19 protein-coding genes are annotated in these 25554 nt (G+C 69.3%); 9 read left to right on the top strand and 10 right to left on the bottom strand.

What is annotated here, in order from left to right:
• Nucleotides 1–477 precede the first annotated feature (477 nt).
• Complete coding sequence (locus QA861_RS10810; protein WP_503461733.1) at nucleotides 478–960, top strand: alpha-galactosidase; 483 nt, start codon at nucleotides 478–480, stop codon at nucleotides 958–960.
• Here the strand turns inward: QA861_RS10810 and QA861_RS10815 are convergent.
• The 6 genes from QA861_RS10815 to QA861_RS10840 form a co-directional block, all read right to left on the bottom strand.
• Nucleotides 917–1711, bottom strand: coding sequence for an SDR family NAD(P)-dependent oxidoreductase (locus QA861_RS10815; RefSeq protein ID WP_334588137.1), 795 nt, complete (start codon nucleotides 1709–1711; stop codon nucleotides 917–919). The genes QA861_RS10810 and QA861_RS10815 overlap by 44 nt on opposite strands.
• Before the next feature lie 440 nt (nucleotides 1712–2151).
• Nucleotides 2152–4578 (bottom strand): glycoside hydrolase family 2 protein, encoded by a 2427-nt coding sequence (locus QA861_RS10820; protein ID WP_334588138.1) that lies wholly within the window; start codon nucleotides 4576–4578, stop codon nucleotides 2152–2154.
• Nucleotides 4575–6902, bottom strand: coding sequence for a glycoside hydrolase family 3 N-terminal domain-containing protein (locus QA861_RS10825; protein WP_334588139.1), 2328 nt, complete (start codon nucleotides 6900–6902; stop codon nucleotides 4575–4577). The genes QA861_RS10820 and QA861_RS10825 overlap by 4 nt, the downstream gene beginning before the upstream one ends.
• Nucleotides 6899–7213: an SGNH/GDSL hydrolase family protein gene (locus QA861_RS10830; protein WP_334588140.1), complete on the bottom strand. Its 315-nt coding sequence runs from the start codon at nucleotides 7211–7213 to the stop codon at nucleotides 6899–6901. Before QA861_RS10830 ends, QA861_RS10825 begins: the two co-directional genes overlap by 4 nt.
• Before the next feature lie 3 nt (nucleotides 7214–7216).
• A complete protein-coding gene (locus QA861_RS10835) occupies nucleotides 7217–8194 on the bottom strand; it encodes an alpha/beta hydrolase (protein ID WP_334588141.1) in 978 nt (325 codons plus the stop codon).
• Between the two features lie 68 nt (nucleotides 8195–8262).
• Entirely contained in the window at nucleotides 8263–11094 is a 2832-nt protein-coding gene (locus QA861_RS10840) for a family 78 glycoside hydrolase catalytic domain (protein WP_334588142.1), read from the bottom strand.
• 322 nt (nucleotides 11095–11416) lie between these two features.
• Between QA861_RS10840 and QA861_RS10845 the strand changes: the two genes are divergently transcribed.
• A complete protein-coding gene (locus tag QA861_RS10845; protein WP_334588143.1) occupies nucleotides 11417–12871 on the top strand; it encodes an MFS transporter in 1455 nt (484 codons plus the stop codon).
• A 34-nt stretch (nucleotides 12872–12905) separates the two neighbouring features.
• Here QA861_RS10845 and QA861_RS10850 read toward each other — a convergent pair whose 3' ends face one another.
• The gene (locus QA861_RS10850) at nucleotides 12906–13499 is read right to left on the bottom strand and encodes a TetR/AcrR family transcriptional regulator (RefSeq protein WP_334588144.1); all 594 of its coding nucleotides are present in this window, start codon (nucleotides 13497–13499) and stop codon (nucleotides 12906–12908) included.
• Nucleotides 13500–14159: 660 nt separating this feature from the next.
• Between QA861_RS10850 and QA861_RS10855 the strand changes: the two genes are divergently transcribed.
• Both QA861_RS10855 and QA861_RS10860 read left to right on the top strand, forming a co-directional pair.
• Nucleotides 14160–14552 carry a hypothetical protein gene (locus QA861_RS10855; RefSeq protein ID WP_334588145.1) on the top strand — a complete coding sequence of 131 codons (393 nt, stop codon included), beginning with the start codon at nucleotides 14160–14162 and terminating at the stop codon, nucleotides 14550–14552.
• A 5-nt stretch (nucleotides 14553–14557) separates the two neighbouring features.
• Nucleotides 14558–15226, top strand: a complete 669-nt coding sequence (locus tag QA861_RS10860; RefSeq protein ID WP_334590507.1) for a nucleotidyl transferase AbiEii/AbiGii toxin family protein — start codon at nucleotides 14558–14560, stop codon at nucleotides 15224–15226.
• Between the two features lie 140 nt (nucleotides 15227–15366).
• Here the strand turns inward: QA861_RS10860 and QA861_RS10865 are convergent, their stop codons facing one another.
• Nucleotides 15367–16758, bottom strand: coding sequence for a tropomyosin (locus QA861_RS10865; protein WP_334588146.1), 1392 nt, complete (start codon nucleotides 16756–16758; stop codon nucleotides 15367–15369).
• Nucleotides 16759–17290: 532 nt separating this feature from the next.
• Here QA861_RS10865 and QA861_RS10870 point away from each other — a divergent pair.
• The 3 genes from QA861_RS10870 to QA861_RS10880 all read left to right on the top strand — a co-directional run bounded on the left by QA861_RS10870 (nucleotide 17291) and on the right by QA861_RS10880 (nucleotide 19650).
• The gene (locus QA861_RS10870) at nucleotides 17291–17617 is read left to right on the top strand and encodes a transposase (RefSeq protein ID WP_334588147.1); all 327 of its coding nucleotides are present in this window, start codon (nucleotides 17291–17293) and stop codon (nucleotides 17615–17617) included.
• A gap of 5 nt (nucleotides 17618–17622) precedes the next feature.
• A complete protein-coding gene (locus QA861_RS10875) occupies nucleotides 17623–18381 on the top strand; it encodes an IS3 family transposase (protein ID WP_334590508.1) in 759 nt (252 codons plus the stop codon).
• 198 nt (nucleotides 18382–18579) lie between these two features.
• Nucleotides 18580–19650 carry an IS110 family RNA-guided transposase gene (locus QA861_RS10880; protein WP_334588148.1) on the top strand — a complete coding sequence of 357 codons (1071 nt, stop codon included), beginning with the start codon at nucleotides 18580–18582 and terminating at the stop codon, nucleotides 19648–19650.
• Nucleotides 19651–20222: 572 nt separating this feature from the next.
• Here the strand turns inward: QA861_RS10880 and QA861_RS10885 are convergent.
• Complete coding sequence (locus QA861_RS10885) at nucleotides 20223–21551, bottom strand: class I SAM-dependent RNA methyltransferase (RefSeq protein WP_334588149.1); 1329 nt, start codon at nucleotides 21549–21551, stop codon at nucleotides 20223–20225.
• Between the two features lie 117 nt (nucleotides 21552–21668).
• A complete protein-coding gene (locus tag QA861_RS10890; protein ID WP_334588150.1) occupies nucleotides 21669–23717 on the bottom strand; it encodes an APC family permease in 2049 nt (682 codons plus the stop codon).
• A gap of 462 nt (nucleotides 23718–24179) precedes the next feature.
• Between QA861_RS10890 and QA861_RS10895 the strand changes: the two genes are divergently transcribed.
• Together QA861_RS10895 and QA861_RS10900 are read left to right on the top strand one after the other, a co-directional pair.
• The gene (locus QA861_RS10895) at nucleotides 24180–24851 is read left to right on the top strand and encodes a potassium channel family protein (RefSeq protein WP_334588151.1); all 672 of its coding nucleotides are present in this window, start codon (nucleotides 24180–24182) and stop codon (nucleotides 24849–24851) included.
• Nucleotides 24851–25525 carry a potassium channel family protein gene (locus QA861_RS10900; protein ID WP_334588152.1) on the top strand — a complete coding sequence of 225 codons (675 nt, stop codon included), beginning with the start codon at nucleotides 24851–24853 and terminating at the stop codon, nucleotides 25523–25525. Before QA861_RS10895 ends, QA861_RS10900 begins: the two co-directional genes overlap by 1 nt.
• The last annotated feature ends 29 nt before the right edge of the window (nucleotides 25526–25554 follow it).

Below are 25554 nucleotides of genomic sequence, written 5' to 3' on the forward strand. Positions count from 1 at the left end.
CGGACCGGCCCCTTGTCCCGTCCTCCGGCACCCCCGACGACAGCACGACGGGATTCCGAGCCAGTACGTAAGCATATCGTCACCACCCGTTCACCCTCCGCCCCGGTCCACAGCGGTGGCGCGGGGACAGGCGACTCGCGGCAGCCGGCCGCTGTCCCGCTTGCCCGGACGCACCCACTCCGCAGACGACCGCAACACCGCTCTCGGCCTTGGCGGAAGAACGTAAAGGGGGGACAAAAATCTCCCTGCCACGGTTGTCACTGGTGATGCCAGACTTCCGGCACGACCGGCCGCGGCGGTGATCCGCACGGTCGTCCAGGTTCTGCGGCGACGACGGTCCCGCCCCTGCCGTGCCGCTGTGCGCGGCGTGATCCGTCCGCGATGCGAAGGCTTGCCCATGTCCACTGAAGTCCCCGAGTCCGCCGTCCCACCCACCACCGATACCCGCGAATCCTCGTCGGCCCCCAGTCGGCGCATGTGTGGGGCCTGCACCTCGCCTGGAGCGGTAACCACCGGATCCTGGCCGAGCGACTCCCCGCCGGCCGCCCGGCCATCGCAGCCGGTGAACTGCTGCTGCCGGGCGAGGTGATCCTCGGCCCCGGCGAGGAGTACACCGGCCCGTGGCTCTACGGCTCCCACAGCGACCAGGGCTTCGACGGCCTGTCCGCCCGCTTCCACGACCACCTCCGCGCCCGCCCCAGTCACCCGCAGCGGCGCCGCCCGGTTGTGCTCGACACCTGGGAAGCCGTCTATTTCGACCACGACCTCGACAGGCGGTGTCGGGGGCGTGTTCGTAGTCAGTCAGGAGATCAGGGTCGGCGGCGACACCGCGAAAATGCGAGAACCGCCAGGTCCGGCTCCAGCCCGAACTGGTGGTTCGGGCTGGCCGTTTGGTCCGCCGCTGGCACCGTACCGCTTACATATGGGTGCCGCCGTCTATGCGGATCTCCGTGCCGGTGATGAACGCGCCGTCCACCGAGCCGAGCATGGCGACGACGCCCGCGACCGTCTCCGGCCCGGCGAAGCCCAGGCCGATGGCCGGGACCAGCTTCATCATGATTTCGTAGTCCGCGTCGTCGGGCAGGCCCGGGCCGACGTTCTCCTTGCTGGTGCCACTCGCGTCGGTCATCCCGGAGGAGATGGAGCCCGGCGCGACGGCGGTGAAGCGGATGCCCTGCTTGCTGTACTCGCTGGCGAGCGCATGAGTCATGGACTGGATGCCGCCCTTGCTGGCGGCGTAGGCGGCCATGTAGGGGTGCGCGAAGCTCGCCGAGGTGGAGCTGAAGTTGACCACGGCCGGGTTCTCGCCCTGGAGCAGCGCCGGGATCACCTCGCGGATCATCAGGAAGGTGCCGGTCAGGTTGACCGCGATGACGTGGTTGAACTGTTCCAGGCTGGTCTCGTGGGTGTGCGAGGAACGCAGGATGCCGGCCGCGTTGACCAGTACGTCCAGGCCGCCGCCGAGGGCGGTGAGTGCCGCCGCGACGGCCTCGCGGACGGAGGTCTCGTCGGCGATGTTCACCTGGACGGTGTGCAGACGGGCCTCGGTCCCGGTGTCGGCGGCGAGCTTGCGGGTGGCGGTCAGACCGGCCGTATCGACGTCGGCGGCGACGACGTGGCCGCCCTCGGCGAGTATGCGCAGGACGGTGGCCTGGCCGATGCCGGAGCCTGCTCCGGTGATCAGGACACGGCGGTCGTCGTAACGGTTCATGGGAGTGCTCCAGTTTCTGGTTTCTGGCGAGTGGGTCTGCTGGTCGGTCGGCTGGTGGAGTTATGACGTGGCCGTGGGTTGGATGCCTGCGCGGACGCGTTTGGCGCGCTGCCGGGTGGGCCACGGCATGGTGGAACGTCAGGAGTCATCGATCCAGTAGCCGGCGATGCCGTCGGCAGGTTCGGTCACGAAGGTGACGGCACCGCCGATGAGCCGTGTGCTCTCGGACTGGGCGGAGTCGAAGGCGGACCGGCCGGGCTCGCGTCACCAGGAACTGGCTCCAGGCGGTGGCGAGTTCCTCGCGAATCGCTTCATTGCCCGGTGTGTCGATGTCCAGCGCTGTCAGCTTGTCGCCCAGGTGGATCAGCTCACACCGTGCGACATCCGGCTCGCCTGCTCCTGCGGCGGTCACAGTTACGCAAGTCCCGTCCCATGATCATTCAGCGTGCGTCGAGGGTGAGGTGAGAGACGCCGTGCAGGTGCGACGTCGCGGTGACGTGGACGCTCCCGGTCCGCCCCGTGGATCGCAGGGCGGCGAGAGCACGACCGCGGTACGCGCGCTGAGTGGGATCTGCGAACGGACGGGTGGGGTCAGGTCTGGCGCTGCCGTACCCCACGAGCTCGGCCGGGCCCTCGACCCTGAGCTCGATGTCGTCGTCCGCGAGCATCTCCACCGTGCCGGCGCCGTCGACGATCTCGACCTCGACGAACGCGAGGTCGTCGCCGTCGGCCCGCAGGCGAGCCCTGTCCGCGGTCAGACGGACCTCGAGGTCGTCCCCCGCCGAGCGGAGCACCGTCCGGGACACCTCGCGCCCTCCCCGGTAGCCGGCCGCGACGAGTTCGCCGGCGGCGTAAATGGTGGTGAACCGAGCGGTGTAGCGATGTCGTCTCCCGGCCCTGCGACGGCCGGCGGAACGCCCGTTGACGAACAGTTCCACCTCGTCGTCCGCGGAGTAGACCTCGATCTCGGCCTTGCGGCCCGCGCACCCGCGCCAGGCCCAGCTCTCGACAGCGTCGGTGCTGCGCCAAGCGACCCGTGCGACGGGCTGTCCCGCCTGGTCGAGGGGCCGCACACCGATCGCCGGCCCGAGGTGCGTCCCCCATGCCACCTGCCCGAGGCGCAGCGAGAAGTCCGGCTGTCCGGTCAGGTCGATGAGCCCGGGCCCGGCGATGAGGTAGGGATAGGGCTTGACCAGCCCGGTCCTGCGGCCGGGCGCCCACACCCCGACCCCCGACTCTCCCAGGTATTCCCAGCCGACCCAGATGAAGTCGCCGATGACGGACGGGTACGCCGTGACGAGGTCCCACGCACGGGCGATGTCTCCTGGCAGGGTCTCGCTGCCGACGATCACGCGGTCGGGGTATGCCTTCACGTCGTGCTTGTACCGCGCCAGCCCGTAGTTGTAGCCGGCGATGTCCACCTCGGCGAACGCGTCGCGTGTCGCCCGGTCGGCGATGGGGAGCCGCGAGACGACGTCCATCATGCGCCCGATCTGGTTGACCAGACGATTGGCTTCCGTGCTGCCCGGCCCCTGCTTGTCGTGTCGAGCCCCCTCCGGCGCGTCGGAGGCACCCGCGTACGGGGACCTGTTCATCGACGACAGGACGTTGAGGAAGATGTTGAGGGCCACCGTGACCGGGCGGTCCGGGTCTGCCGCCTTGACGTACGCGGTGATCTCATGGGTGAGCGCGACGCCGTCGGGGTGCGCGGTCTCGGGTATCTCGTTGCCGATCGAGTAGATGACGACGGAGGGCCGGTTTCGGTCCTTCTCGATCATGCGGTCGGCATCCTCGCGCCAGGTGTCGAGGAACCGGTGCGCGAAGTCGTGCGTGGATTTGGCCTGGATCCAGTAGTCGGCGAGTTCGTCCATCACGTACATGCCCAACTCGTCACACGCGTCGAGCAGGTGACGTGACATCGGGTGGTGCGCCGACCGGACGGCGTTGAAGCCGTTCTCCTTGAGGATCCGGATGCGCCGGAACTCGGCGGCCCGGTGGGTGGCGGCGCCCAGGATGCCGTTGTCGTGGTGGATGCACGCACCGCGCAGGTTGACCTTCTGCTTGTTGATCCGCAGGCCGTGGCGGGCGTCGACGTGCACCGTGCGTAGCCCCACGAGCTCGCGACGGGTGTCGACGACGGCACCGTCGTGCTCGACCGTCGTGACGAGCTGGTAGCGGAACGGGTCCTCGGCGGACCACAGGCGGACCACGGGCACGTGCAGGTGCGCGATCCCGTCGTCGCCCGCCACTGCTTGCGCCACGGCCCCTGCCTCGGAGTGCAATACGGTGCGGACGTGCACGGGCCTGTCGCTGTCGTTCACGACTTTGGTCCGGACCTCGACGACCGCGGCAGCGCCGTGGAGCGTCGTGCGCACGCCGACACCGTCATCCTCCAGGCGCACACGACTGCGGATCCGCAGGGACACCGACCGGTACAGGCCGGAGCCGGGGTACCACCGGCCTGCGGGCTGCGCGCTGTTGTCGACGTCGACAGCGATCTCGTTCTCGTCGTCCCAGTTCAGGACGGAGTCGATACGGAAGCCGAACTCGGTGTACCCGCTGCGCACAGTTCCGACCCGGTGGCCGTTCACGGTCACGACCGACTCGCCCTGGATGCCGTCGAACCGGAGCTGGACGTCGCGACCGCGGTACGCGGGGTCGGCGTACCAGCGCGTGCGATAGGTGTACCGACCCCCCGGGAACCATCCGGTGTCGGACCTGCCGGAGGCGCCGGACGACCGGGGCTCGGTGATCATCGCGTCGTGCGGGAGGCGTACGGCGGCCTCTTCGGCACTGCCCGGGCGACGCACGGTCCAGTCACGAAGGTCGACGTGATCCGCGTCGAGCCGCACGTCGGTCCCGGTCATCCGGTCACTTCCAGAGTGGTCGTGAGCTCGGCGGTGGAGCTGCCCCCGGCCCAGAGGTCGAGGACGGTGGCGTCGAGCTGGTACGTGCGGGTCGCGGCGCTCCAGTACCGGAGCTGGTCGGGGCCGAGCTCGAAGCTCACGGTGGTGGTCGTGCCCGCGGGGACCGGGACTCGCTCGAAGCCCTTGAGCTCCCGCACGGGCCGCGACGACGCCCCGTAGCGCTGGTGGACGTACAGCTGTACGACCTCGTCGGCGTCGCGCTCGGACGTGTTGGTGACGTCGACCGACACGGTCGCGGTGTCCCGGCGGGCCATGGACGTCCGGTCGATCCGGAGGTTCGTGTACGTGAAGGTGGCGTAGGACAGGCCGTGGCCGAACGGGTACAGGGGTGCCCCGTTGTCCTGGAAGTACCGGGCGTGCTGGTCCTGCGGCGCGAAGGTGCGGTGGTGGGAATACACGAGCGGCACCTGGCCGACGTGGCGGGGCCACGTGAAGGGCAACCGGCCGGCGGGCGAGATGTCACCCACCAGCACGGAGGCGACCGCTTCGCCCCCACGTGTCCCCGGGTACCACGCCTGCACGATGGCGGGGACGTGCTCGTCCGCCCACCGCAGGTCCAGTGGACGGCCCGACAGCACGACCAGGACCACGGGCGTGCCGGTCGCGGCGACGCGCCGCAGCTGTTCGAGCTGACGGCCGGGGAGGTCGAGCGTGGAGGTCGACGCCTTCTCGCCGATCTGGTTCTGCGGTTGCCCGACGACCACGATCGCGACGTCGGCGACCTCGGCGGCGGCGACGGCGCGCTCGATCTCGGCGTCCTCGTCCAAGTCGGCCGGGGTCGGGACGACCGTCGGGTCCAATACGTCGAACGGCGACGGATGCAACCGCTCGGGGGCACCGGTCCCGGCCGCGTACTCGACCCGGATGCCGTCCCCGAGCCGGGCACGCAGCCCGTCGATGATCGTGACTGTCTCGGAGGTGTCGTGGTCGAGCACCCACGGTCCGAGCGTGTCGCGCCGGGAGTCGGCGAGCCGGCCGATGACGGCGACGCTGGTGAGCTGCTCGGGCCGCAGGGGCAGCGCGGCCGCGTCGTTCTTGAGGAGGACGAGGGTGCGCTCGGCCGCTTCCCGGGCGGCGTCACGGTGCGCCACGGCGTTCAGGACCGCGCGGGCTGTGTCCTCGTCGGTGTAGGGGCTCTCGAAAAGGCCGAGCCGGAACTTCGCCGCGAGCACCCGCGACACGGCGGTGTCCAGCGTTTCCTCGGCGACCAGCCCGTCGCGTACCGCCTGCGGGAGGTGGTCGAACGCCGGGGTGAAGGTGCACATCTCCATGTCGAGGCCCGCGTTCAGCGCCCGCACGGCGGCGTCCTGCTGGTCCTTCGCGAAGTGCTGCGTCTCCAGCGACTGCACGGCGTTGGCGTCCGAGACGACCCAGCCGTCGAAGTGCAGTTCGTCGCGCAGCAGGTCGCTCAGCAGCCACCGGTTCGCGGAGGCCGGCACGCCGTTGAGGTCCATGTAGGCGCTCATGATGTTGGCGGCGCCCGCTTCGATCGCGGCTCGGAAGGGCGGCAGGTACACGTTGCGCAGCTCGGCGTCGGAGATGTCGGCGTCGTCGTAGTCGCGGCCGCCGCGAGCGGCGCCGTACCCCAGGAAGTGCTTCGCACCGGCAAGGACGCTTTCGGCCCCGAAGTCACTTTGGAATCCGCGGACCTGCGCCGCGGCCATGGCCGCGGTGAGCACCGGGTCCTCCCCGGCCCCCTCGACGATGCGGCCCCAGCGAGGGTCGCGGGCGATGTCGATCATGGGCGCGAACGTCCAGCGGATCCCCGCCGCGCGCGCCTCTCGGGCCGCGACGACCTGCGCCGCCTCGGCGGCGTCCGGGTCCCAGCTCGCGGCCATCGCGATCGGCACGGGAAAGATCGTACGCAGCCCGTGGATCACGTCGTTGCCGAACAGCAGCGGGATGCCCAGCCGGGTGTCCTCGACGGCGCGGCGCTGCAGTCGGTTGCCCAGGGCGGGGTCCTTGACGAACAACAGCGATCCGGCGCCGCCGCGGGAGACGGCGGCTTCGACGTCGTGGGGCTGATGGACGAAGGCGCGATGTTCGGGCGGCAGGGACTCTACGTCGAAGCCGTCGGGGATCGGCTCGCCGGTGCCCATGTAGAAGAACTGGGTGAGCTGGCCGGCCTTCTCCTCCAGGGTCATGCGGGCCAGCAGATCGGTCACCCGGTCCTCGACGGGCAGGCCGGCGTCGCGGTAGCGCGCCTCCCCCTCCGTTTTCCGGGTGCCGGCGTCGTTCGGGATCGTGTCGGGGGCGGTTGTCATGCGGAATTCTCCTTCGTTGCTCCACGCGCGACGTCCGCAAGGAGCGGCCGCAGGGTCTGGCCCCAGGCGCGGTAGCCGGGTCCGTTCAGGTGAAGGTCGTCGTGGGTGTACAGGCTGCGCAGGCCGCCTCGATGGTCGGCGAGGACCGGCCACAGGTCGACGTACCGGGCGTCGGCACGCAGTCGCAGTGGCCCGATGGGCGGAGCGGCGAAGGGGATACCGGCGAAGATTCCGCCTGTCTCGCCCCAGCGGGTTCCTCGCACTGACCCGTGGCTCGTGCGGACCATCGGGAACTGAGCGGATTCACTCATGTGTCACCATTCCGCCTGTTCCTGGGAGGTCCCCATCAGGGCGAGGATCGCCGGGTCGTCCGTCAGGGCTGAACCGTCCACGAAGGGGCCCGCGTCCACACGGCGGACGAACTCAGCGGTGCGGTCGAGGGCTTCGAGCGCTTCGGGCAGCAGAGAGCCGAATACGGGCCAGGCGTGGTGCATGTGCGGCCAGAGTTCCAGCACCGTCTCCACGCCGCAGACGGCGGCACGTGCGGCCAGCGCGACCGAGTCGTCACGCAGCAACTCGGAGCCTGAGGCCAGGATCATCAGCGGGGGCAGACCGGTGAGGTCGGCGAGTGCGGGGCAGGCTTGCGGATCCTCGGGGCTGTGTCCGGCGAGGTAGTCGGCGGCCATCTGCGGGCCGAGCCAGGGGGTGATCATGGCGTCGGTGGCGGCGTTCGCGGCCCAGCTGCCTGATGCCAGGTTCTCCGAGCGCAGGTCGAACACGCCGGACCAGAGCACGCCGGCCACGGGTGCACCGTCGCCCGCGTCGCGGCGGCGCAGCAGGAGCGAGGCGGCAAGACCCGCTCCCGCCGACTCGCCGGCCACGACGATCCGGGCCGCCGGATAGGCGGCGCGGACGGCTTCGTAGGCGTGTTCGCAGTCGTCGAGCCCGGCTGGGAACGGGTGTTCAGGTGCGAGCCGGTACTCGGGCGCCACGGTTCGGGTGTTCAGACGCAACGCCAGGAGCCCGGCCGCGGCCCGCGCCTGGGCCGCGGTGCCCGTGCGGAAGCCGCCGCCGTGGATGTGGAGGATGACCAGGTCGTCGCGCGGCTCTGGCGGGCTGAAAAGCAGCGCGCCCGTCAGACCGGGGAACGCGTCCTCGACCACGCCGTCAGGTACCGGGGTCATCGCCGCGAAGCGGACGGCGTTCTCGCGCTGCTGGGCGAGCGTGGGTCGCGAGGCGGCGCGACCAGCTGTGACCAGTCCGGAAAGCCACTCGTGGGTCTTGCTGGGCATGGGTCCCCCAAGTCATCGGAGAGCGGGGAGGGCAGTGGGGCGGGAAGCGATCTTCGCTTGACGACTCGTCAGTTTCTGCTCGGTGCAGCGGCGTTGAAGGCGGCGTACTGCTCCTCAAGGTCGAGGAGGAACTCGGGGGCGCCAGGCACCATGGCGGCCGCGTCGCGGATCGTCGTCTCGCCGGACTCGGTGTCGGACTGGTCGATGTATGCCGCCGCCTCGGGGAAGTAGCGGACCAGGGTGTCGGTGAAGATCGTCATGGCTCCCGGACGGTCCATCAGCTCGCCGAGCGTGGTGTCCAGGGTGACGGGGCCGCTGTGCTGATCCGATGCCGGCAGGTGGACGGTCCAGGTGTGATGACCGGCGGTGACGTCGAACGGTGCGCCTGCCGGGCCCGGCAGGTCCACCACAGCGGTCGTGTTGGGCGGGACGAGCGCGGTGATGTGCAGCTCCTCGCCGTCCAGACGCCAGGCGACCTCCGCGCGGCCGTACGGGGTGAGCAGCGCCGCCTGCGCGCGGGTCAGCCCGCCGCCGGGGCGCGGGGCCAGGCGCAGTTTCCGGTAGCCGGGCTCGGCGGGGGCCAGGCCGGCGACGGTGCGGTGCAGCCAGTCGGCGACGGCGCCGAGCGCGTAGTGGTTGAACGAGGTCATGCCGCTGGGGTTGACCCTGCCGTCGGGCAGCAGGCTGTCCCACCGCTCCCAGATGGTGGTCGCGCCCTGGGTGACGGGGTGGAGCCAGGACGGCTGCTCGGTCTGCAGCAGCAGTCGGTAGGCCGCGTCGAGGTGACCGGTCTCGGCGAGGGCGTCGCAGATCAGCGGCGTGCCGACGAAGCCGGTGCTGATCTTGTAGCCGCCGGCGCGGACCAGGGCGGCCAGCCGCTTGCCGGCGTGCGCCCGCTGCGTCTGGTCGGGCAGCAGTGCGAACTGGAGCGCCAGCGCATAGGCGGTCGGGGCGTCCGCCATCATCCGGCCCGCGCCGGTGACGTACTCGGATGCGAACGCGTGCCGGACCTCGGCGGCGAGAGCGCCGTAGCGGACGGCGTCCGCCTCGCGGCCGAGCAACCGCGCCGCCTGGGAGACGATCTCGGCAGAGCGGGCGAAGTAGGCGGTGGCGACGATCTCGCCGGGGGTACGCGCCTGATCCGGGCGTCCTGCCGGGGCGTTCGGGTCCAGCCAGTCGCCGAACTGGAAGCCGCTGTCCCACAGGCGCGACTCCCCGGCCAGCGAGGCGACGTGGTCGACCCACCCGCGCATGCTCTCGAACTGGGCCGCGAGCACGCCGAGGTCGCCGTAGGCGTGGTGAAGCACCCAGGGCACGATCGTGGCGGCATCGCCCCACGCGGCGGTCGGGGTGTCGGCGCCGTCGACGCACTTGGGGACCACGAACGGGACCCCTCCGTTCTCCCCCTGGTCGGCGGCGAGGTCGGCGAGCCATGAGGTGAGGAAGCCTGCGCTGTCGTACAGGTAGGCGGCGGTGGGGGCGAAGACCTGGATGTCGCCGGTCCAGCCCAGGCGCTCGTCGCGCTGTGGGCAGTCCGTCGGGACGTCGAGGAAGTTGCCGCGCATGCCCCAGACCACGTTCTGGTGCAGCCGGTTGAGCAGCTTGTCGGAGCTTTCGAAGGTGCCGGTGCGCTCCAGATCGGAGTGGATCACCACGGCACGCAGGTCATCGGGGTTCAGTTCGCCCGGCCAGCCGGTGACCTCGGCGTAGCGGAAGCCGTGGAAGGTGAACCGCGGCTCGAAGGTCTCCGGACCGCCACCGCGCAGGATGTAGCGGTCGGTGGCCTGCGCACTGCGCAGCGGTGCGGTGGCGAGCTCGCCGTCCTCCAGCACCTCGGCGTGGCGCAGCACGACCTCCTGCCCGGCCTCACCGGTCACCGTCAGACGCAGACGGCCGACGAGGTTCTGGCCGAAGTCGACGATCGTCCTGCCCGAAGGCGAGGTCGTGACGGCGGTCGGTGCCAGCTCCTCGATCCGGCGGACGGGCGGGCCCACAGGGGCGACGAGCGTCGCCGGGTCACCCTCCTCGACGCGCACGCCCCGCCAGTCGGCGGGCTCGACGCGGGCGTCGTGGGTCTCGCCGTCGTAGAGGCTGCTGCGGCGGATCGGGCCCCGGGCGGCCTGCCAGCGGCCGTCCGTGTCGGTGGTCACGGTGTCGGTGCTGCCGTCGGTGTAGCGGATCTCCAGTTGGGCCAGCCAGGCCAGCCGGTCGCCGTAGACGGCGCGCTTGTCGCCGGTGAAGCCGAGGCGGCCTCGGTACCAGCCGTCCGCGAGAAGAGCGGTCAGGTTGTTCTCACCGACCTGCAGGAGGGCTGTCACGTCGTAGGTCTGGTAGCGCAGGCGTTTGCCGTACGTGGTCCAGCCGGGGGCGAGGACGTGGTCACCGACCGGGGAGCCGTTGAGCTCCGCCTCGTAGACGCCGTGCGCGGTCGCATAGAGACGGGCGGCTGCGACGCCGGGGCGGATCGTGAAGCCGCGGCGCAGGTGGGTGGCCGGCTGGTCCTGCTGCGCGTCCTCGTCCCAGTCGGCACTCACGAAGCGGGCCTGCCAGTCGTCGGGGTGCAGCAGCCCAGTCTCGGCGAAGGCCGGTTCGCTCCAGCGCGACCAGGATCCGTCCGTGCCCCGGACACGCACCCGCACGCCCACGCGCTCTCGCGAACCGAGGGCGTCGAAAGGCCAGGCGACCAGGACCGACTCGTCGCTCTCGGCCTCGGCCGTGGCGACCACGTCGCCCTGTGCGGCCAGTCGCTGGATCTCATAGGCCGCCTGCCGCCATCCGGGCAGCTCGGTCCGGGTGGCCCACGACAGGCGGGGGCGGGATTCACCGATGCCGAGCGTCTCGCGGTGGTGCTCGAACCGTAGGCGCGCGACCGCAGGGGCGGGGAGAGGGGCTTCAGGCACGGCGTCTGTTCCTTGCTGTCGGGGCTGTGCGCGGGCGTCGTACGCCTGTTGCGGCGATCACGATGACGACTGAGGAATGGAACGATTCAATTCCCGGTGGTGACTCTCGGCACGCCGGGTGAGATTCCTTGGCGGCAACCCTAGCGCCGAATCCCAAACAGAGCTAGGTTTCTGCTCCGTTAACCCAGCGCAACGCGCCATGACCGTCCCAGATCCCGCCCCCCTCCGGGATTCCGGGGTGGGGCGTCGGCCGACTGAATGGGTTCAACGCCCTACTGTTGCTCCGTCGACCGGAGCCCATCCATCGAGAGGGCACACCGCCGTGACATCCTCACTCACCCCCGCCGCGCCCGCGACCGAGGCCGAAGCTACAAGCCCCGTCCGCGGCGCGCGCTTCGCGCTCATCGCGCTCGCACTGCTGTGGCCCACCCAACTGCTCACCCTCGTCGGCATGCTGACGGGCAACGCGCAGGCGTCCGTGGCCATCCACTTCCAGACCACTCATATCGCCTGGTTCATCCTGTCGACGGCGCTGGTCTCCACCTTGCTGACACCGTTCGTGATCAAGGCCGCCGACCTCTACGGCAAGCGCCAGGTGATGATCGCCATCACCCTGACCGGCCTGGTCGGCGACATCATCGCCGCCTCCGCGGGCAACTACTCCATGATGCTGATCGGCCGCAGCATCGCCGGCTTCTACGGGCCGATCGGCGCCCTCACCTACGCCACCATCCGCGAGGTCCTCCCGCCGAAGCAGGCCGCCACGGCCAGCAGCGTTGTCGGCAGTGGTGTCGCCTTCGTCGCCATCGGCGGCCCGTTCCTGACCGGCTGGGTCCTGGACGACTACGGCTTCCGCGGGGTCCTGTGGTCCATCGTCGCGGCCACCGCCATCGGCCTGCTGCTGATCCTGTTCGCCGTGCCGAAGACCCACTACCGCGACCCCTCCGCCCGGATGGACTGGATCGGCGGCCTGCTGCTCGGCGGCGGACTGACCGCGCTCACCTACGGCATCGGCCAGGGGACGGACTGGGGCTGGACCTCCGCCGGCACGCTCGGCTGCGTCATCGGCGGCCTGGTGGCCGTCGCCCTGTTCGTGGTCTCCCAGAAGTACATCGCCCAGCCCCTTGTCCACCTGGCCATGCTGGGCCGTCGCAAGGTGTGGACCGTCATACTGGCCTCCGCTCTCACCGGCGGCGCGCTCTTCGGCACCGGCGTCATCGCCTCGCTGCTGGTGCTCTACCCGAAGATCCCGACCATCTCGGACGGCCTCGGCATGTCCGCCACTCACGCGGCGGTGATCGGCCTGCCGGCGAGCTTCCTGATCCTCGCGTTCGGCTTCGGCACGGGCACGCTGCTGCGGAAGGTCGACGCGCGCCTCCCGCTGATCCTCGGCGGCCTGATCTCCACCGTCGGCTACCTGGCTCAGGCGGCCTACCACTACACCAACACCGAGCTCATCTGGTGGGGCAACCTCTTCGCGATCGGCTTCGGCATGATCGTCGCGGTGATCCCGATCCTGATCATGCGGGCGGTCTCAGCGGAGGAGCAGGCCATCGCCAGCGGCATTCAGTGGATGTCGATCGGCGTCGTCACCACGCTGGTCACCACGCTCACGTACGTGATCCTGGCCCAGGACGGCAAGGTGCTCCAGGGAACCCAGTTCTACCTGGACCAGGGCTACAAGAACGCCTTCTACTTCGCCGCAGGTGTCGTCTTCCTCGGCACGCTGGCGGGCCTGCTGATCCCGAGCCTCAAGCCCGAAGCGGACGCGGCCTGAGCCCGAACGGGTGCCTGATGTCGCACGCCCGACATCACGCACCCGGCGGCCGGCAGAGGCGGTTGAAGGCGTCGATCGCGGCCACCATGTCGATGCCCTGGTCCAGCAGCCACTGCTGCTGCAGGCCGTCGGAGACGGAGATGAGAAGCTGCGCCAGCTGGTCTGCCGGGATGTCGGTGCGCACCGTCCCGTCGGCCTGGCCCTCGCGCAGCCCGTCCTCGACGGTCTCGCGCAGGCGGGTGTAGCGCTCGGCGAAGAAACCGTGCGCGGGATGCTCCGGATCGGTCGCGTCGGCCGACAGGTTCACGAACAGGCTGACCAGGCCAGGCGTACGGGTGTTGTGCTCCGCGGTCAGGGCCATCGCGTCACCCGGGCTGACTGCCGTGCTCGTGTGCTCCGCCGCGTCCGCGGTGTCGCGCTCGGCGAGGACCGCCGTCAGCAACTCCTCCCGGGAGTCGAAGTAGTGCAGCACCCCGGCCTGCGACATACCGACCCGGTCGGCGATCTCCCGCAGCGACGACCCCCGGTCCCCATGCTCGGCGAACACCTCCAGCGCGGCGCGCATGATCTGCGCCCGGCGCTCAAGCCCCTTGCGGTACGGCCCTCTCGGCCGGCGTGCGGTGGTCACGGTCGGACCGTACCGCGCCTGGGGCTTTCCATGAAAACCGAATAGCGTTAGCCGTTGGCTTTTCGCCCTCATCTCCGAGAACTCGCACTCGTCAACGCCATAAGCGAGTGCGCCGACCATGACCGAATGCCCGGCTACGGCCCCGTACGGGGCACAACCAACACTCGCATCACACCTGACACCACATCAGAACGTGCGTCATCCGTGCGTCAGTAATCGCCACGGACCCGGGCGGCTCCGGCCGCACAGATCGCCATCGAAGAACCGGCGACCGCAGCTCGGACAGCGTCCTCCACGTCCACCTGTCGCGACCACCGGAACAGGTCGAACAGGCGGCCACTCCCCAAAAAACCGAAGGTCAGGCGCCCTTAGCCACCGGCTCAAGGATCGCCACGCACTCCACATGGTGCGTCATCGGAAAGATGTCGGCCTGAGCGGGTACCAGAAAAGACCAGGTCAGAACCTGTTTCTCGGCTCACGGCCCCGCGTGGAGACGCCCGGAGCGTCAAACGAGCGTCACGACCGACATGTCCATCCGTACGGCTCCGGGCGGAACTCTGTGCCGCAAGCAGCTCACCCCGCACGGGTCCGCGCCGCTCACTCGGACGCCGGCTCGCACATCATGAACCGCACGACTTTCCCGGCCGCCATAATGAAGGCATGCCCTCCACCCGACAGCACCCCGCACCCACGTCGAGAAACCTCTCGGGTGCGGAAGCCGAGGATCTCGCGTTGTACCGGGAGAAGTTCCGGCGGCGTCTGCCGGAATCGCTCGACGAGTTGCACGGCCCGACACACGGGGTCGTGGAACTGCCACTGCACGTGGCCTGGTCGGGCATGACCTCGTACGACATGGGCAATCCTCGCCAGCGCATGGGCCTGTACCGCACCGTCCTGCACGAGGGCCTGCACGACGACCTGCCCCGCTTCCTCGACCAGAACCTGCTCCTCCAGATGTGGCCGGTGTTGCGGACCCTTGTCGGTCGCACCGTGCGCACCGTATGGGAAGACGCCTTCCCTCAGCTCGCCTCCCGCACTCGGGCAGCCGCGTGACGGACATGCCGGAGCTGCACGCACGGCTCCTGGCGGATGTGATCGCCCTCGGCGCCCCGTATCCACTGGTCCTCACCGGCGGATACGCCGTGCGGGCGCACCGCCTCGTGAACCGCCCCAGCCAGGACCTCGACGTCGCCACCGAGAACCCGGCACCGATGGCAGACATCGCGGCGACGCTCCGTAGCGGCCTGGAAGCACGGGGCTGGCAGGTACAGGCACTGGAGACCGCCCCGCTGTCCGCCCGCTTCACCGTGTCCGACCCGGTCACCGGGCAGGAGTGCGAGGTCGACATCCTCAAGGAGATCTTCTGGCGGCCGGTCGCCCAGAGTCCGTACGGGCCCGTCCTCGCGGAGGAGGATGTCATCGGGACCAAGGTCCGTGCGCTCGCCGACCGTGGAGCGCCACGTGACCTCATCGACGTGTTCGCAGCTTCCCTCCGCTGGACCAATGCCGAGCTCGAGGAGTTCGGGCGCCGCCATGCCCGAGGCCGCTTCGAGCGCGAGGACCTGCAGGCGAACCTCACCGGCGCCGAGTGGACCGACGACGAAGCCTTCGCGGCCTACGGTCTCGATGATGCCACCGTCACCGCTCTCCGCACTTGGGCCGTGGAGTGGGCCGACGACCTCGCGGCCCGCCTCCTCGAAGAGGTCGATGATCCGAACATCGACTGATCACATCCAGATGAGGGCTCGCGCTGAGGCTGCGCGCTTGCACCGACATGTATGCCCGTCGTCCCGAGATTCGCCGCACCGCACGGTGCCAGAGTGGTCACCATGGGTGCCCACGGATGCAAGGCGCCCGCCGGGGTCGGCTACAGGTGCAGCCCCACATGGTTCACGATGAACCGCTTCTCGTCGGAGTCGAGGGCGAAGTAGATGCGTCCGACCTCGTTGGGCGAGACGGCGTCCCGGACCTTGATGTGCGGCAGTCCGTCCCAGCGCTTCCCGTTGAACGAGAAGTAGCGCTTGTCCTTGTCCTTGCTGAGTTTCTCGTCGTTGGGCGCGAATTTCAGTCCGTGGTTGTCGTAAAACCACTGGGCCAGCCTGGGCATCCTGCCAGAATTGGAGTACAGGTCCGTCGCAGCCTGCGCGAGGGCGGTCAGCCGGTCGGTCATCTCCTGGGGGTACGGATAGCGGGAGTCCTTCCAGGCGCGCGCCGCTCTCGCCGTGAATACGATGTGCTCCTCCGACGCTTTGGCGAGAGCTTCGAAAGTGGGCACAGCGTCCGTTCCCAAAGGAGGGATCTCGCTCCAGGCGTCGAATGCGGCCACCTGCCCGCTCCCGACCTTGGACAGGTCCAGGTACTCGTTCTTCCAGTAGTCCCGGTCCTGACGCAGGGCCTCAGCGGTGGCGGCATCGTCTCGCGCCTTGTCGCGTTCCTCCATGCAGCTCTGCGCCATGTCCTCCCAGGATGTGGCGTCCTCTTCGAGCTGCCGGACACGTTTCTGCATTGCTTCGAGCTCGGCGGTCGTATCTCCGGCGGCCTGTGCGCGCGACAACTGCTCGGCCGACCTGCGGGCTCCCGCGCGGTACGACGCCTGTCGCGCACGCTCCCACGCCGTGTCACTGCCGCGGGCGATGACAGAGAGATGGGCGAGCGACGGCATCAGCCGCCGTTCTACGAAGGACGTCTGAGACACCTCCTCACGCGAGTAGGCGGGATGTTCCAGGCCGAGGTCGGGCCAGACCAACCGGGCGCCACCGCTGGGTACGGCCACCTGCTCGTGGGCCCGGCGGACGGCCTGTGCGGTCACGTAGTTCAGGGTCACGACCTGGGCCAGGCCCGCGAGTTGTCCCGACGCGTCGGCCGCCGCGCTCCATCCCGCCTGGTCCCTGGGGTGCACCAGGAGAATGGGGAGGCGCGTGCGCAGCGCCAGGACGTCGAGGAGTACGTCAGCGTGACTCTCCTCCCGGATTCTCTCGTACCGCCCCGTGGCGAGCTGGCTCAGCACCCGCACTTCGAGTTCCCGGTCGCCGAGCACCGCCCGCAGCAGGTTGGGGCGCTTCAGCGGCGGATCCTGCACCGGCGCTATCCAGCCGTCGGGGATCTCCCTGCCCATGACGATTCTGAGCCCGCCACCGCCTTCCTCCGACTGAGAGACCGTGACCCGGGTGACGAACTGGGCTGGTCCCGTGGACAGCGGCTGGTGGATGGTCATGCGCAGGGCGCAGGTGAGTTCGTCGCCCGCCACGGTCCAACCCACTGTGCGGTCACCATGACCGGAAATCTTGCCGGCAAGCACCGCCCGGCCATCCCGGTCGAGTTCGGTCACCGACGGTGCCGGTACACGTCCGTGGTGGCCAAGCCAGTCGGCGAGATGGCCACAAAGGCTCTCGTAAACGTGGCCCGGCTGCTCCTGGGCGGACCGGATATCGAAACTGACGGCATACAGCGCCTGCACGGCGGCTCCCCTCACCCTCGATGCCCTGTGCGACGACCGTTTCCCCCTCGAAAGCGGTCAGGGCACCGCTCGGAGAGCAACCGTAATACCGCCATGCCCAAGTCCCTAATGCCCTGGGCGGGGCTTCGGGGCCCACCGTCCGATCAACCGAACGCCATACCTACTGGCCCCGACGGGCCGGATGAAACCGGGAGCCGTCGTGCACTCCGCCCAGACCGTCTTACCGGGCCGTGGCGGTCACGTACGCCCCAGTCAGCGGCGAACGCGTCGACGAGGGAGCAGTCTGAACCGTTCCGGGTTCGGTAGGGACTCGATCGTTTGAGAGGATCGAGTTATGGCACGTCCTTCCCAGTACCCGCTTGAGCTGCGCCGTCGTGCGGTGCGGATGGTCGCCGAGGTGCGGCCTGAGTACGACACCGAGTGGGCCGCGATGAAAGCGGTCGCCCAGAAGCTGGGCATCGGCACGACCGAGACGCTGCGCAAGTGGGTGCGGCAGGACCAGATCGACGCCGGGACCCGTCCGGGCAGCACGACGGAGGAATCGGCCGAGCTGAAGCGGCTGAAGAAGGAGAACGCCGAGCTGAAGCGGGCGAACGACATCCTGAAGGCTGCGGCGTCTTTCTTCGCGGCCGAGCTCGACCGGCCACACACACGCTCGTAGCGTTCATCGACGAGCACAAGGGCCGCTTCGGCGGCGTCGAGCCGATCTGCCGGGTTCTCACCGACCACGACTGCAAGATCGCCCCTTCCACCTATTACGCCCACCACAAACGCCGGGCCGCGCCCGCGGCCCGCACCGTCCGCGACGCCGAACTGAAGACCTTGATCACCCAGGCGTACCAGGCCAACTACCGTGTCTACGGCGCCCGGAAGATCTGGCGGCACCTGAACCGCCAGGATGTCGCGGTGGCCCGCTGCACCGTCGAACGCCTCATGCGTGAACTCGGCATCAGCGGGGCGGTCCGCGGCAAAAAGGTGATCACCACCATCCGCGACGCGAGCGCGGAACGGGCCCCGGACCTCGTGGACCGCGACTTCGTCGCCCCCGCCCCGAACCGCTGCTGGGTCGCCGACTTCACCCACGTCACCACGTTCGCCGGCGTCGTCTACGTCGCCTTCGCCGTGGACACCTTCTCCCGCCGCATCGTCGGCTGGTCAGCGGCCACATCGAAGGAGGCACGGCTCGTCCTGGACGCCCTCGAGATGGCCTTGTGGCAGCGCGACCGAGACCAACATCCCTACCAGAAAGGCGAGTTGATACATCACTCCGATGCCGGCTCGCAGTACACATCGTTCGCGCTCGCCGAGCACCTCGACCGGGCAGGCATCGCCGCGTCGATCGGATCGGTCGGCGACGCCTACGACTGTCAGTCTTTTCGCACCGGATCCCGCAACGATCGGGTAGCCCCGGCTGAGGCGGTCTGACTCTTGCTTATGACTGACCCCGTGAGTGTCCTGGCGTTGATCTGTCGACCGCCCGGCCGGGCACGCAGCAAGCGCTGCCGCCGGACGGACGTGACCTGATAAGAGCCTGGAGCCGACTCGCCAAAGCGTCCCCGTGACAGTCCTGTCCGTCCGACCGGCGACAGCGTGAACCCCACGCTACCGACCGGAAGGAACTCCGTGCAGACCAGCGAGCAACCCAGGTCCGGGCACGTCGTGATCGGCGTCGACACGCACAAGCACGTGCACGTCGCAGCGGTGATGGACACGATCGGCGGGATCCTGGCGACGTTGACGATTCCCACCGACAACGGCGGCTTCCAGCAACTGGCGGACTGGTCCGCCTCGTTCGGCACCGTCCTGGCCTTCGGGATCGAGGGCACCGGCTCCTACGGTGCCACGCTGACCTCGTTCCTGCGCAGGGCCGGCCACAAGGTCGTCGAGGCCGGCCGCCCGGACCGTCGGCTGCGGCGCATGAACGGCAAGTCCGACACCCTGGACGCCGAGAACGCCGCCCGCGCCGTGCTGGCCGGGTTCGCGACGGCCACGCCGAAGACCGCCGATGGCGAGGCCGAGATGATCCGCCAGCTCAAGATCGCCCATGACCAGGCCGTTGAACAGCGCACAGGCGCGATGGTCACGATGAAGGCGATGCTCGTCCACGCCCCCGATACCCTGCGCCGGGAGACCGCCGGCAAGACCCAGATCACCCTGGCACGGCAGCTGGCAGCCCTGCGTCCGCGCCGCCTGGAGGAACCCGAGGACGCCCTTCGCCACACGCTCCGGACGCTCGCCAAGCGGTGGCAGTACCTGGACGCCGAGGCCAAGGAGCTGACGAAGATGATCGGTGGCCTGGTCCAGCGGGTCGCCCCGCAGCTGGTCGAGCCCTTCGGCATCGGCGTGGACACCGCCGCGGAGATCCTCGTCGTGACCGGCGACAACCCCGAACGGATCAAGTCCGAGGCCGCTCTCGCCAAGCTCGCAGGCATCGCCCCGGTGCCCACCGGCTCCGGCATGACCAGCGGCAGGCATCGCATCAACCACGGCGGCCACCGACAGCTCAACGCCGCGATCTACCGAACCGTCATCGTCCGGATGCGCTTCCACCAGCCCACGATCGACTACGTCGCGCGCCGCACCGCCGAAGGCAAGACGAAACGCGAGATTATTCGCTGCCTCAAGCGCTATGTCATCCGCGAGGTCTACCACCTGCTCCGACCCGCCCCACGGACGCCCTCCGCAGCGAGTTGACAACTATAGGAGCGTCCGTCAGAAGTCCGCGATCACGCAGGGCATAAGCCGAGCGCCATTCACCAGGCGTCCAGGCTCCGGGCTCGTCTCTGGCCGCGAGCCGTTGGAGAAGCGCGCGTTGTCGTTCGTTCAGGGCCGACCACCGATGCACGAACGCCAGCCCACACCGCACCCGCACGCTCTGCATAGAGCCGAAAGAGTGACAGCGGGCGGCGGGAGTCTCCTGGGGCTTTTCTGGGACTTCCGGCTGCATCAACAAGCATGAGCGTGAAACAGCTGAAAGGCTATTCACACAGGTCAGCAGCCCGGGTCCACCCATCGCGGCAGGTCACGGGGTTCGCTGGTCTCTTCCGGGACGAGTGACCGTCAGCAACCAGCAGATCCGCGCAGAGCGTCGCCCACCCTCGGCGCCTCATCGATATACGCCGCCCTACAGGGCCTGACCTGCCCAACAAGTCACCTGACATCCCATCAGAACGAGCGTCAAATGAGCGTCACGAGCGTCATTTCAGCGTCAAGATATCGCCCGTAACGCCCACACCGCACATAATGCGCACACGAAAAACCGCAGGTCAGGCGCCCTTCGCGACCGGTTCAAGGATCGCGACACACTCCACATGATGCGTCATCGGAAACAGATCGAAAGCCCGAAGCGTCCGCACCCGGTACCCCCCGTCCCGGAAGTACCCCAGGTCCCGGGCCAGCGCCGCCGGGTCGCAGGCCACGTAGGCGATCTTGCGTGCCCCGAGCTTCACCAGCTGCTCGACCGTCTTGCGTCCGGCGCCCGCGCGCGGGGGGTCCAGGACGATCAGGTCGACCTCGGAGATACCGGTGCGCGGCAGGACCGCCTCGACCTTGCCCTGTTCGATGCGGACGCGGTCGAAGGAGGCCAGGTTGTGCCGGGCGTCCTCGACCGCGCGCTTGCCCGACTCGATGCCGAGGACCGCGCCCTTCTCACCGATCCGGTCGGCGAGGGCGCCAGCGAACAGGCCGACGCCGCAGTAGAGGTCGAGGGCCATGTCGCCCTTGCGCGGGAGCAGGCCCTGCATGACCGCCTTCGTCAGCATGTCCGCCGCCGCCGGGTGGACCTGCCAGAAGCCGCCACTGCCGACCCGGTGCGTACGGCCGTCGGCACGCTCGCGGACGAACGCCCGGCCGTGGACGCGGTGGATGCCGCCGTCGTGCTCCTCGACGCGCATCACTGATACGGGCTTGTCGAGCTCGACGAGGGGCAGGCGGGCGCCCGGCCTGGGCTCCAGGATGACCATGCGGTCCTGGGATCCGGTCGCGGCGATCACGTCGACGGACTCCATCCCGGACCAGTCGTGCTTCTCGATGCCCAGCTCGCTGACACCGGGGGCCGCGATCATGCAGTGCTCGATCGGCTCGACCTCGTGCGAACGGTGACGCCGCAGCCCGGCGTTGCCGTCCGCGTCCACCGCGTACTGGACCCTCGTACGCCACTGAGGCACCTCACCCGGCGGCAGCTTGTCGCCCTCAGCCGGCATCACCGTGCCGTCCCAGCCGGCCTCCTCCGGGGTCAGCCCGGCAAGCCGCTGCAGCTGCTCCGTGATGACCTCGCCCTTGAGGCGGCGCTGCGCGCCCGGCTTGGCATGCTGCCAGTCGCAGCCGCCGCAGCGGCCGGGTCCGGCGTACGGACAGGGGGCCTCGACCCGGTCCTTGGACGCCGTCAGCACCTCCACCGCGTCCGCGCGCAGGAACCGCGCGCCTTCCTCGCCGTCCGTCACCCGGGCCACGACCCGCTCACCGGGCAAGGTGTGCCGTACGAAGAGCACCTGCCCGTCATCCGTACGCGCGACGCAGTGGCCGCCATGGGCGACGGGACCGACCTCGACCTCGTACTCCTGCCCCGCCAGCGATTTCTTCGGTTCTGCCTGCATGGCGGGGTGACTCCAGGGGAGAGAAAAGGGAACGGCCGGACAACAGCCCACCAGTCTACGTGGGTGCCGCCCGACCACTCACCACAAGCTCATACCAGCCGTGGTCACCGACGATCGTCAGTCCTTCGTGCTCGACTCCTGCGACCGCTCCTGGGCGGGCCCGCGCCGGACGGATCCGGGCGCGTTCCATTCCTGGCGCTTGCGGGCCCGCTTCTTGGCCACCTCGGACGACTGGAGCTGGTAGGGCACCGACGTCACCATGACACCCGGGGTGAACAGCAGGCGCCCCTTGAGCCGCAGCGCGCTCTGGTTGTGCAGCAGCTGCTCGTACCAGTGACCGACCACGTACTCCGGGATGATCACGGACACGGCGTCGCGCGGCGACTCCCGGCGCAGCCCCTTCACGTACTCGATCACCGGGCGGGTGATCTCCCGGTACGGCGAGTCGAGCACCTTCAGCGGGACGGTGATCCCCCGCCGCTCCCACTCCTCCTGCAGCGCCTTCGTCTCCGCCGGATCGACGTTGACGCTGAGCGCCTCCAGTGTGTCGGAGCGCATCAGTTTCGCGTACGCGAGGGCGCGCAGCGTGGGCCGGTGGATCTTCGAGATCAGGACGACCGAGTGCACCCGCGACGGCCGTACGCTGTCGTCGCTCGGGCCCTCCGGGGCGGCGATCTCCTCGGAGACGCGGTCGTAGTGCTTACGGATCGCCGTCATCACCGCGTAGAAGATCACCATGCCGAGCAGCGCCACCCAGGCGCCGTGCGTGAACTTCGTCCCCAGTACGACGACCAGCACCAGCCCGGTGAAGAAGGCGCCGAAGGTGTTGATGGCGCGGGAGCGGACCATCTGCCGGCGCTTCGCCTGGTCCTTCTCGGTGGCCAGGTGGCGGTTCCAGTGCCGGACCATGCCGGTCTGGCTGAGCGTGAAGGACACGAACACACCGACGATGTACAGCTGGATGAGGCGGGTCGAGTCCGCCCCGTAGATCCACACCAGCAGGATGGCCGCACCGGCGAGCAGCACGATGCCGTTGGAGAAGGCGAGCCGGTCACCGCGTGTGTGCAGCTGGCGCGGGAGGTAGCGGTCCTGCGCGAGGATCGAGCCGAGCAGCGGGAAGCCGTTGTACGCGGTGTTGGCGGCCAGGAAGAGCACCAGCGCGGTGGCGGTGGCCAGCAGGATGAAGAAGAAGCTGCCGTCGCCGAACACGGCCTCGGCGACCTGTGAGATCACCGGGTTCTGGACGTAGCCGGAGCCGACCGCGACTCCCTTGTCCAGCAGGTCCTGCGCGGGGTGCTCGGCCATTCGCACCTTGGTGGTCATGGCCAGGACGATGATCCCGCAGAACATGGTGACGGCGAGGAGACCCATCGCCGCGAGCGTGGTCGCCGCGTTCTTGGACTTCGGCTTGCGGAAGGCCGGCACACCGTTGGAGATGGCCTCGACGCCGGTGAGCGCGGCACAGCCGGAGGAGAAGGCGCGCAGCAGCAGGAACACGAGTGCGAACCCGGCGAGTCCCTGGTGTTCGGCCTTGATCGTGTAGCCGGCCGTCGGCGCGCGCATGGTGTCGCCCAGCACCAGACCCCGGAACGCGCCCCACGCGATCATGATGAAGACTCCGGCGACGAACACGTACGTCGGAATCGCGAACAGCTTCCCGGACTCCTTGACGCCCCGCAGGTTCATCAGCGTGAGCAGCACGATGACGGCGACGGCGCAGAACACCTTGTGCTCGACGACGAAGGGGACGGCGGAGCCGAGGTTCTCGATGCCCGACGCGATCGACACGGCGACGGTCAGCACGTAGTCGACGAGCAGCGCGCTGGCGACCGTGAGGCCGGCCTTGGGGCCGAGGTTGGTGGTCGCCACCTCGTAGTCGCCGCCGCCGCTCGGGTACGCGTGCACGTTCTGCCGGTACGAGGCGACCACAGTGAACATCAGCACAACGACAGCGAGCGCGATCCACGGGCTGAAGTGGTACGCCGACACGCCCGCGATCGACAGGACCAGCAGCACTTCCCCGGGAGCGTAGGCCACGGAGGAGAGCGGGTCGGAGGCGAAGACGGGGAGGGCGATGCGCTTCGGCAGGAGCGTTTCGCCAAGCCGGTCACTGCGCAGTGCGCGCCCGATCAGGATCCGTTTGGGCACGTCGGTCAGTTTGGACACGGACAGGATCGTAAGCTCCCCGCCTTGTTCTGGGCACATCCGGGTGAAATCCCGACGGGCCGTCGAGTGAAATCCCGGCATCCGAGACAGGCGAATGCCCCCTGGGCGGCGTCCTCATGGCTATATGACGAAACCGCGACACCCTTTGTGCCCCTCTTAGGCCATCTACGTCTCCGGCAGCCGCCTTGCCGGCCTTCCCACTTCCCCTCTTGCCCGGGAGACCCCATGCCGCATCTCGCCGCCGAGCTGATCGGCGCCACCGCGACGCTCGTCGTCCTCGCTCTTCTGACCGCGGCCAGCGTGCGCAGCATCAGCCGCAGGTAGACGGTCCACGGGTACAGACGGAGCACACCCGGGGGTGCCCTCCGGCGACCGTGCGTGTGTAGCTTGGACAGGGGTCTGAGACCCTGTTCAAGCCAGGTCAACTACGGCGGGCTTCGACATCGGATCGGAAGGACGGTCGTGCACATCGTCATCATGGGCTGCGGCAGAGTGGGTTCCGCTCTCGCGCAGACCCTGGAGCAACAGGGGCACACGGTCGCCGTGATCGACCATGACCCCACCGCCTTCCGACGACTGGGCTCCGGGTTCGGCGGCCGTCGAGTCACCGGAGTCGGCTTCGACCAGGACACCCTGCGCGAGGCGGGCATCGAGGAGGCCGGCGCCTTCGCCGCCGTCTCCAGCGGTGACAACTCGAACATCATCGCCGCCCGGGTGGCCCGCGAGATGTTCGGCATCGAGAACGTCGCGGCCCGTATCTACGACCCCCGCCGCGCCGAGGTGTACCAGCGCCTGGGCATCCCGACCGTCGCCACGGTCCGCTGGACGGCCGACCAGATGCTGCGCCGGCTGCTGCCGTCCGGTGCGGAGCCGCTGTGGCGGGATCCCACCGGGGGCGTCCAGCTCGCCGAGGTGCACGCGTCGTCGGCCTGGGTGGGCCACAAGATCAGCAGGATGCAGGACGAGACCGGCGTGCGCGTCGCGTTCCTCACCCGGCTGGGCGAGGCGGTACTGCCCAGCTCGCAGACCGTGCTGCAGGAGGGCGACCTGGTGCACGTGATGATGCGTACGGACGACGTCGAAAAGGTCGAGGCGTCCTTCGCCGAGGGCCCTGAAGAGGAGGCCGGTCACTGATGAGGGTCGCCATTGCCGGTGCCGGTGCCGTCGGCCGCTCGATCGCGGGCGAGCTGCTGGAGAACGGCCACGAGATCCTGCTGATCGACAAGGCCCCCACGGCCATCTCGGTCGAGCGAGTCCCCCAGGCGGAGTGGCTGCTGGCCGACGCCTGCGAGATCACATCGCTGGACGAGGCGGCGTTGCAGCGCTGCAACGTCGTCATCGCCGCGACGGGAGACGACAAGGTCAACCTGGTCGTGTCCCTCCTCGCGAAGACGGAGTACGGCGTTCCCCGCGTCGTCGCCCGAGTCAACAACCCCAAGAACGAGTGGCTGTTCAACGAGTCCTGGGGTGTGGACGTGGCGGTCTCCACACCCCGTCTGATGTCGGCCCTGGTCGAGGAGGCGGTGAGCGTCGGCGACCTGGTACGCCTGCTCCGCTTCAGCCACGGCGACGCGAACCTCGTCGAACTGACCCTCCCCCCGGAGTCGGCGCTGGCCGGCATCCAGGTCGGCGACGTGGACTGGCCGGAGGACACGTCCCTGGTGGCGATCATCCGCGGCACCCGGGTCCTGACCCCGACCCGGGAGGACTCCCTGGAGGCAGGCGACGAACTTCTGTTCGTAGCCGCCCAGGCGAGGGAGGAACAGCTGGAGGACCTCCTGTCGGTACGCAAGGAGGAAGCCCACTGACCAGGCCAGGCCCCTCCAGCCCGTCTGGG

The organism is Streptomyces sp. B21-083 (assembly GCF_036898825.1).
In the GTDB taxonomy this organism is placed as follows: Bacteria; Actinomycetota; Actinomycetes; order Streptomycetales; family Streptomycetaceae; genus Streptomyces.

Coding starts and splice junctions, on each gene's coding strand:
- QA861_RS10830 (WP_334588140.1), bottom strand. CDS start 7,213: ATGAGTGAATCCGCTCAGTTCCCGATGGTCCGCACGAGCCACGGGTCA.
- QA861_RS10885 (WP_334588149.1), bottom strand. CDS start 21,551: ATGCAGGCAGAACCGAAGAAATCGCTGGCGGGGCAGGAGTACGAGGTC.
- QA861_RS10855 (WP_334588145.1), top strand. CDS start 14,160: ATGCCCTCCACCCGACAGCACCCCGCACCCACGTCGAGAAACCTCTCG.
- QA861_RS10870 (WP_334588147.1), top strand. CDS start 17,291: ATGGCACGTCCTTCCCAGTACCCGCTTGAGCTGCGCCGTCGTGCGGTG.
- QA861_RS10860 (WP_334590507.1), top strand. CDS start 14,558: ATGCCGGAGCTGCACGCACGGCTCCTGGCGGATGTGATCGCCCTCGGC.
- QA861_RS10900 (WP_334588152.1), top strand. CDS start 24,851: ATGAGGGTCGCCATTGCCGGTGCCGGTGCCGTCGGCCGCTCGATCGCG.
- QA861_RS10835 (WP_334588141.1), bottom strand. CDS start 8,194: ATGCCCAGCAAGACCCACGAGTGGCTTTCCGGACTGGTCACAGCTGGT.
- QA861_RS10825 (WP_334588139.1), bottom strand. CDS start 6,902: ATGACAACCGCCCCCGACACGATCCCGAACGACGCCGGCACCCGGAAA.
- QA861_RS10815 (WP_334588137.1), bottom strand. CDS start 1,711: ATGAACCGTTACGACGACCGCCGTGTCCTGATCACCGGAGCAGGCTCC.
- QA861_RS10820 (WP_334588138.1), bottom strand. CDS start 4,578: ATGACCGGGACCGACGTGCGGCTCGACGCGGATCACGTCGACCTTCGT.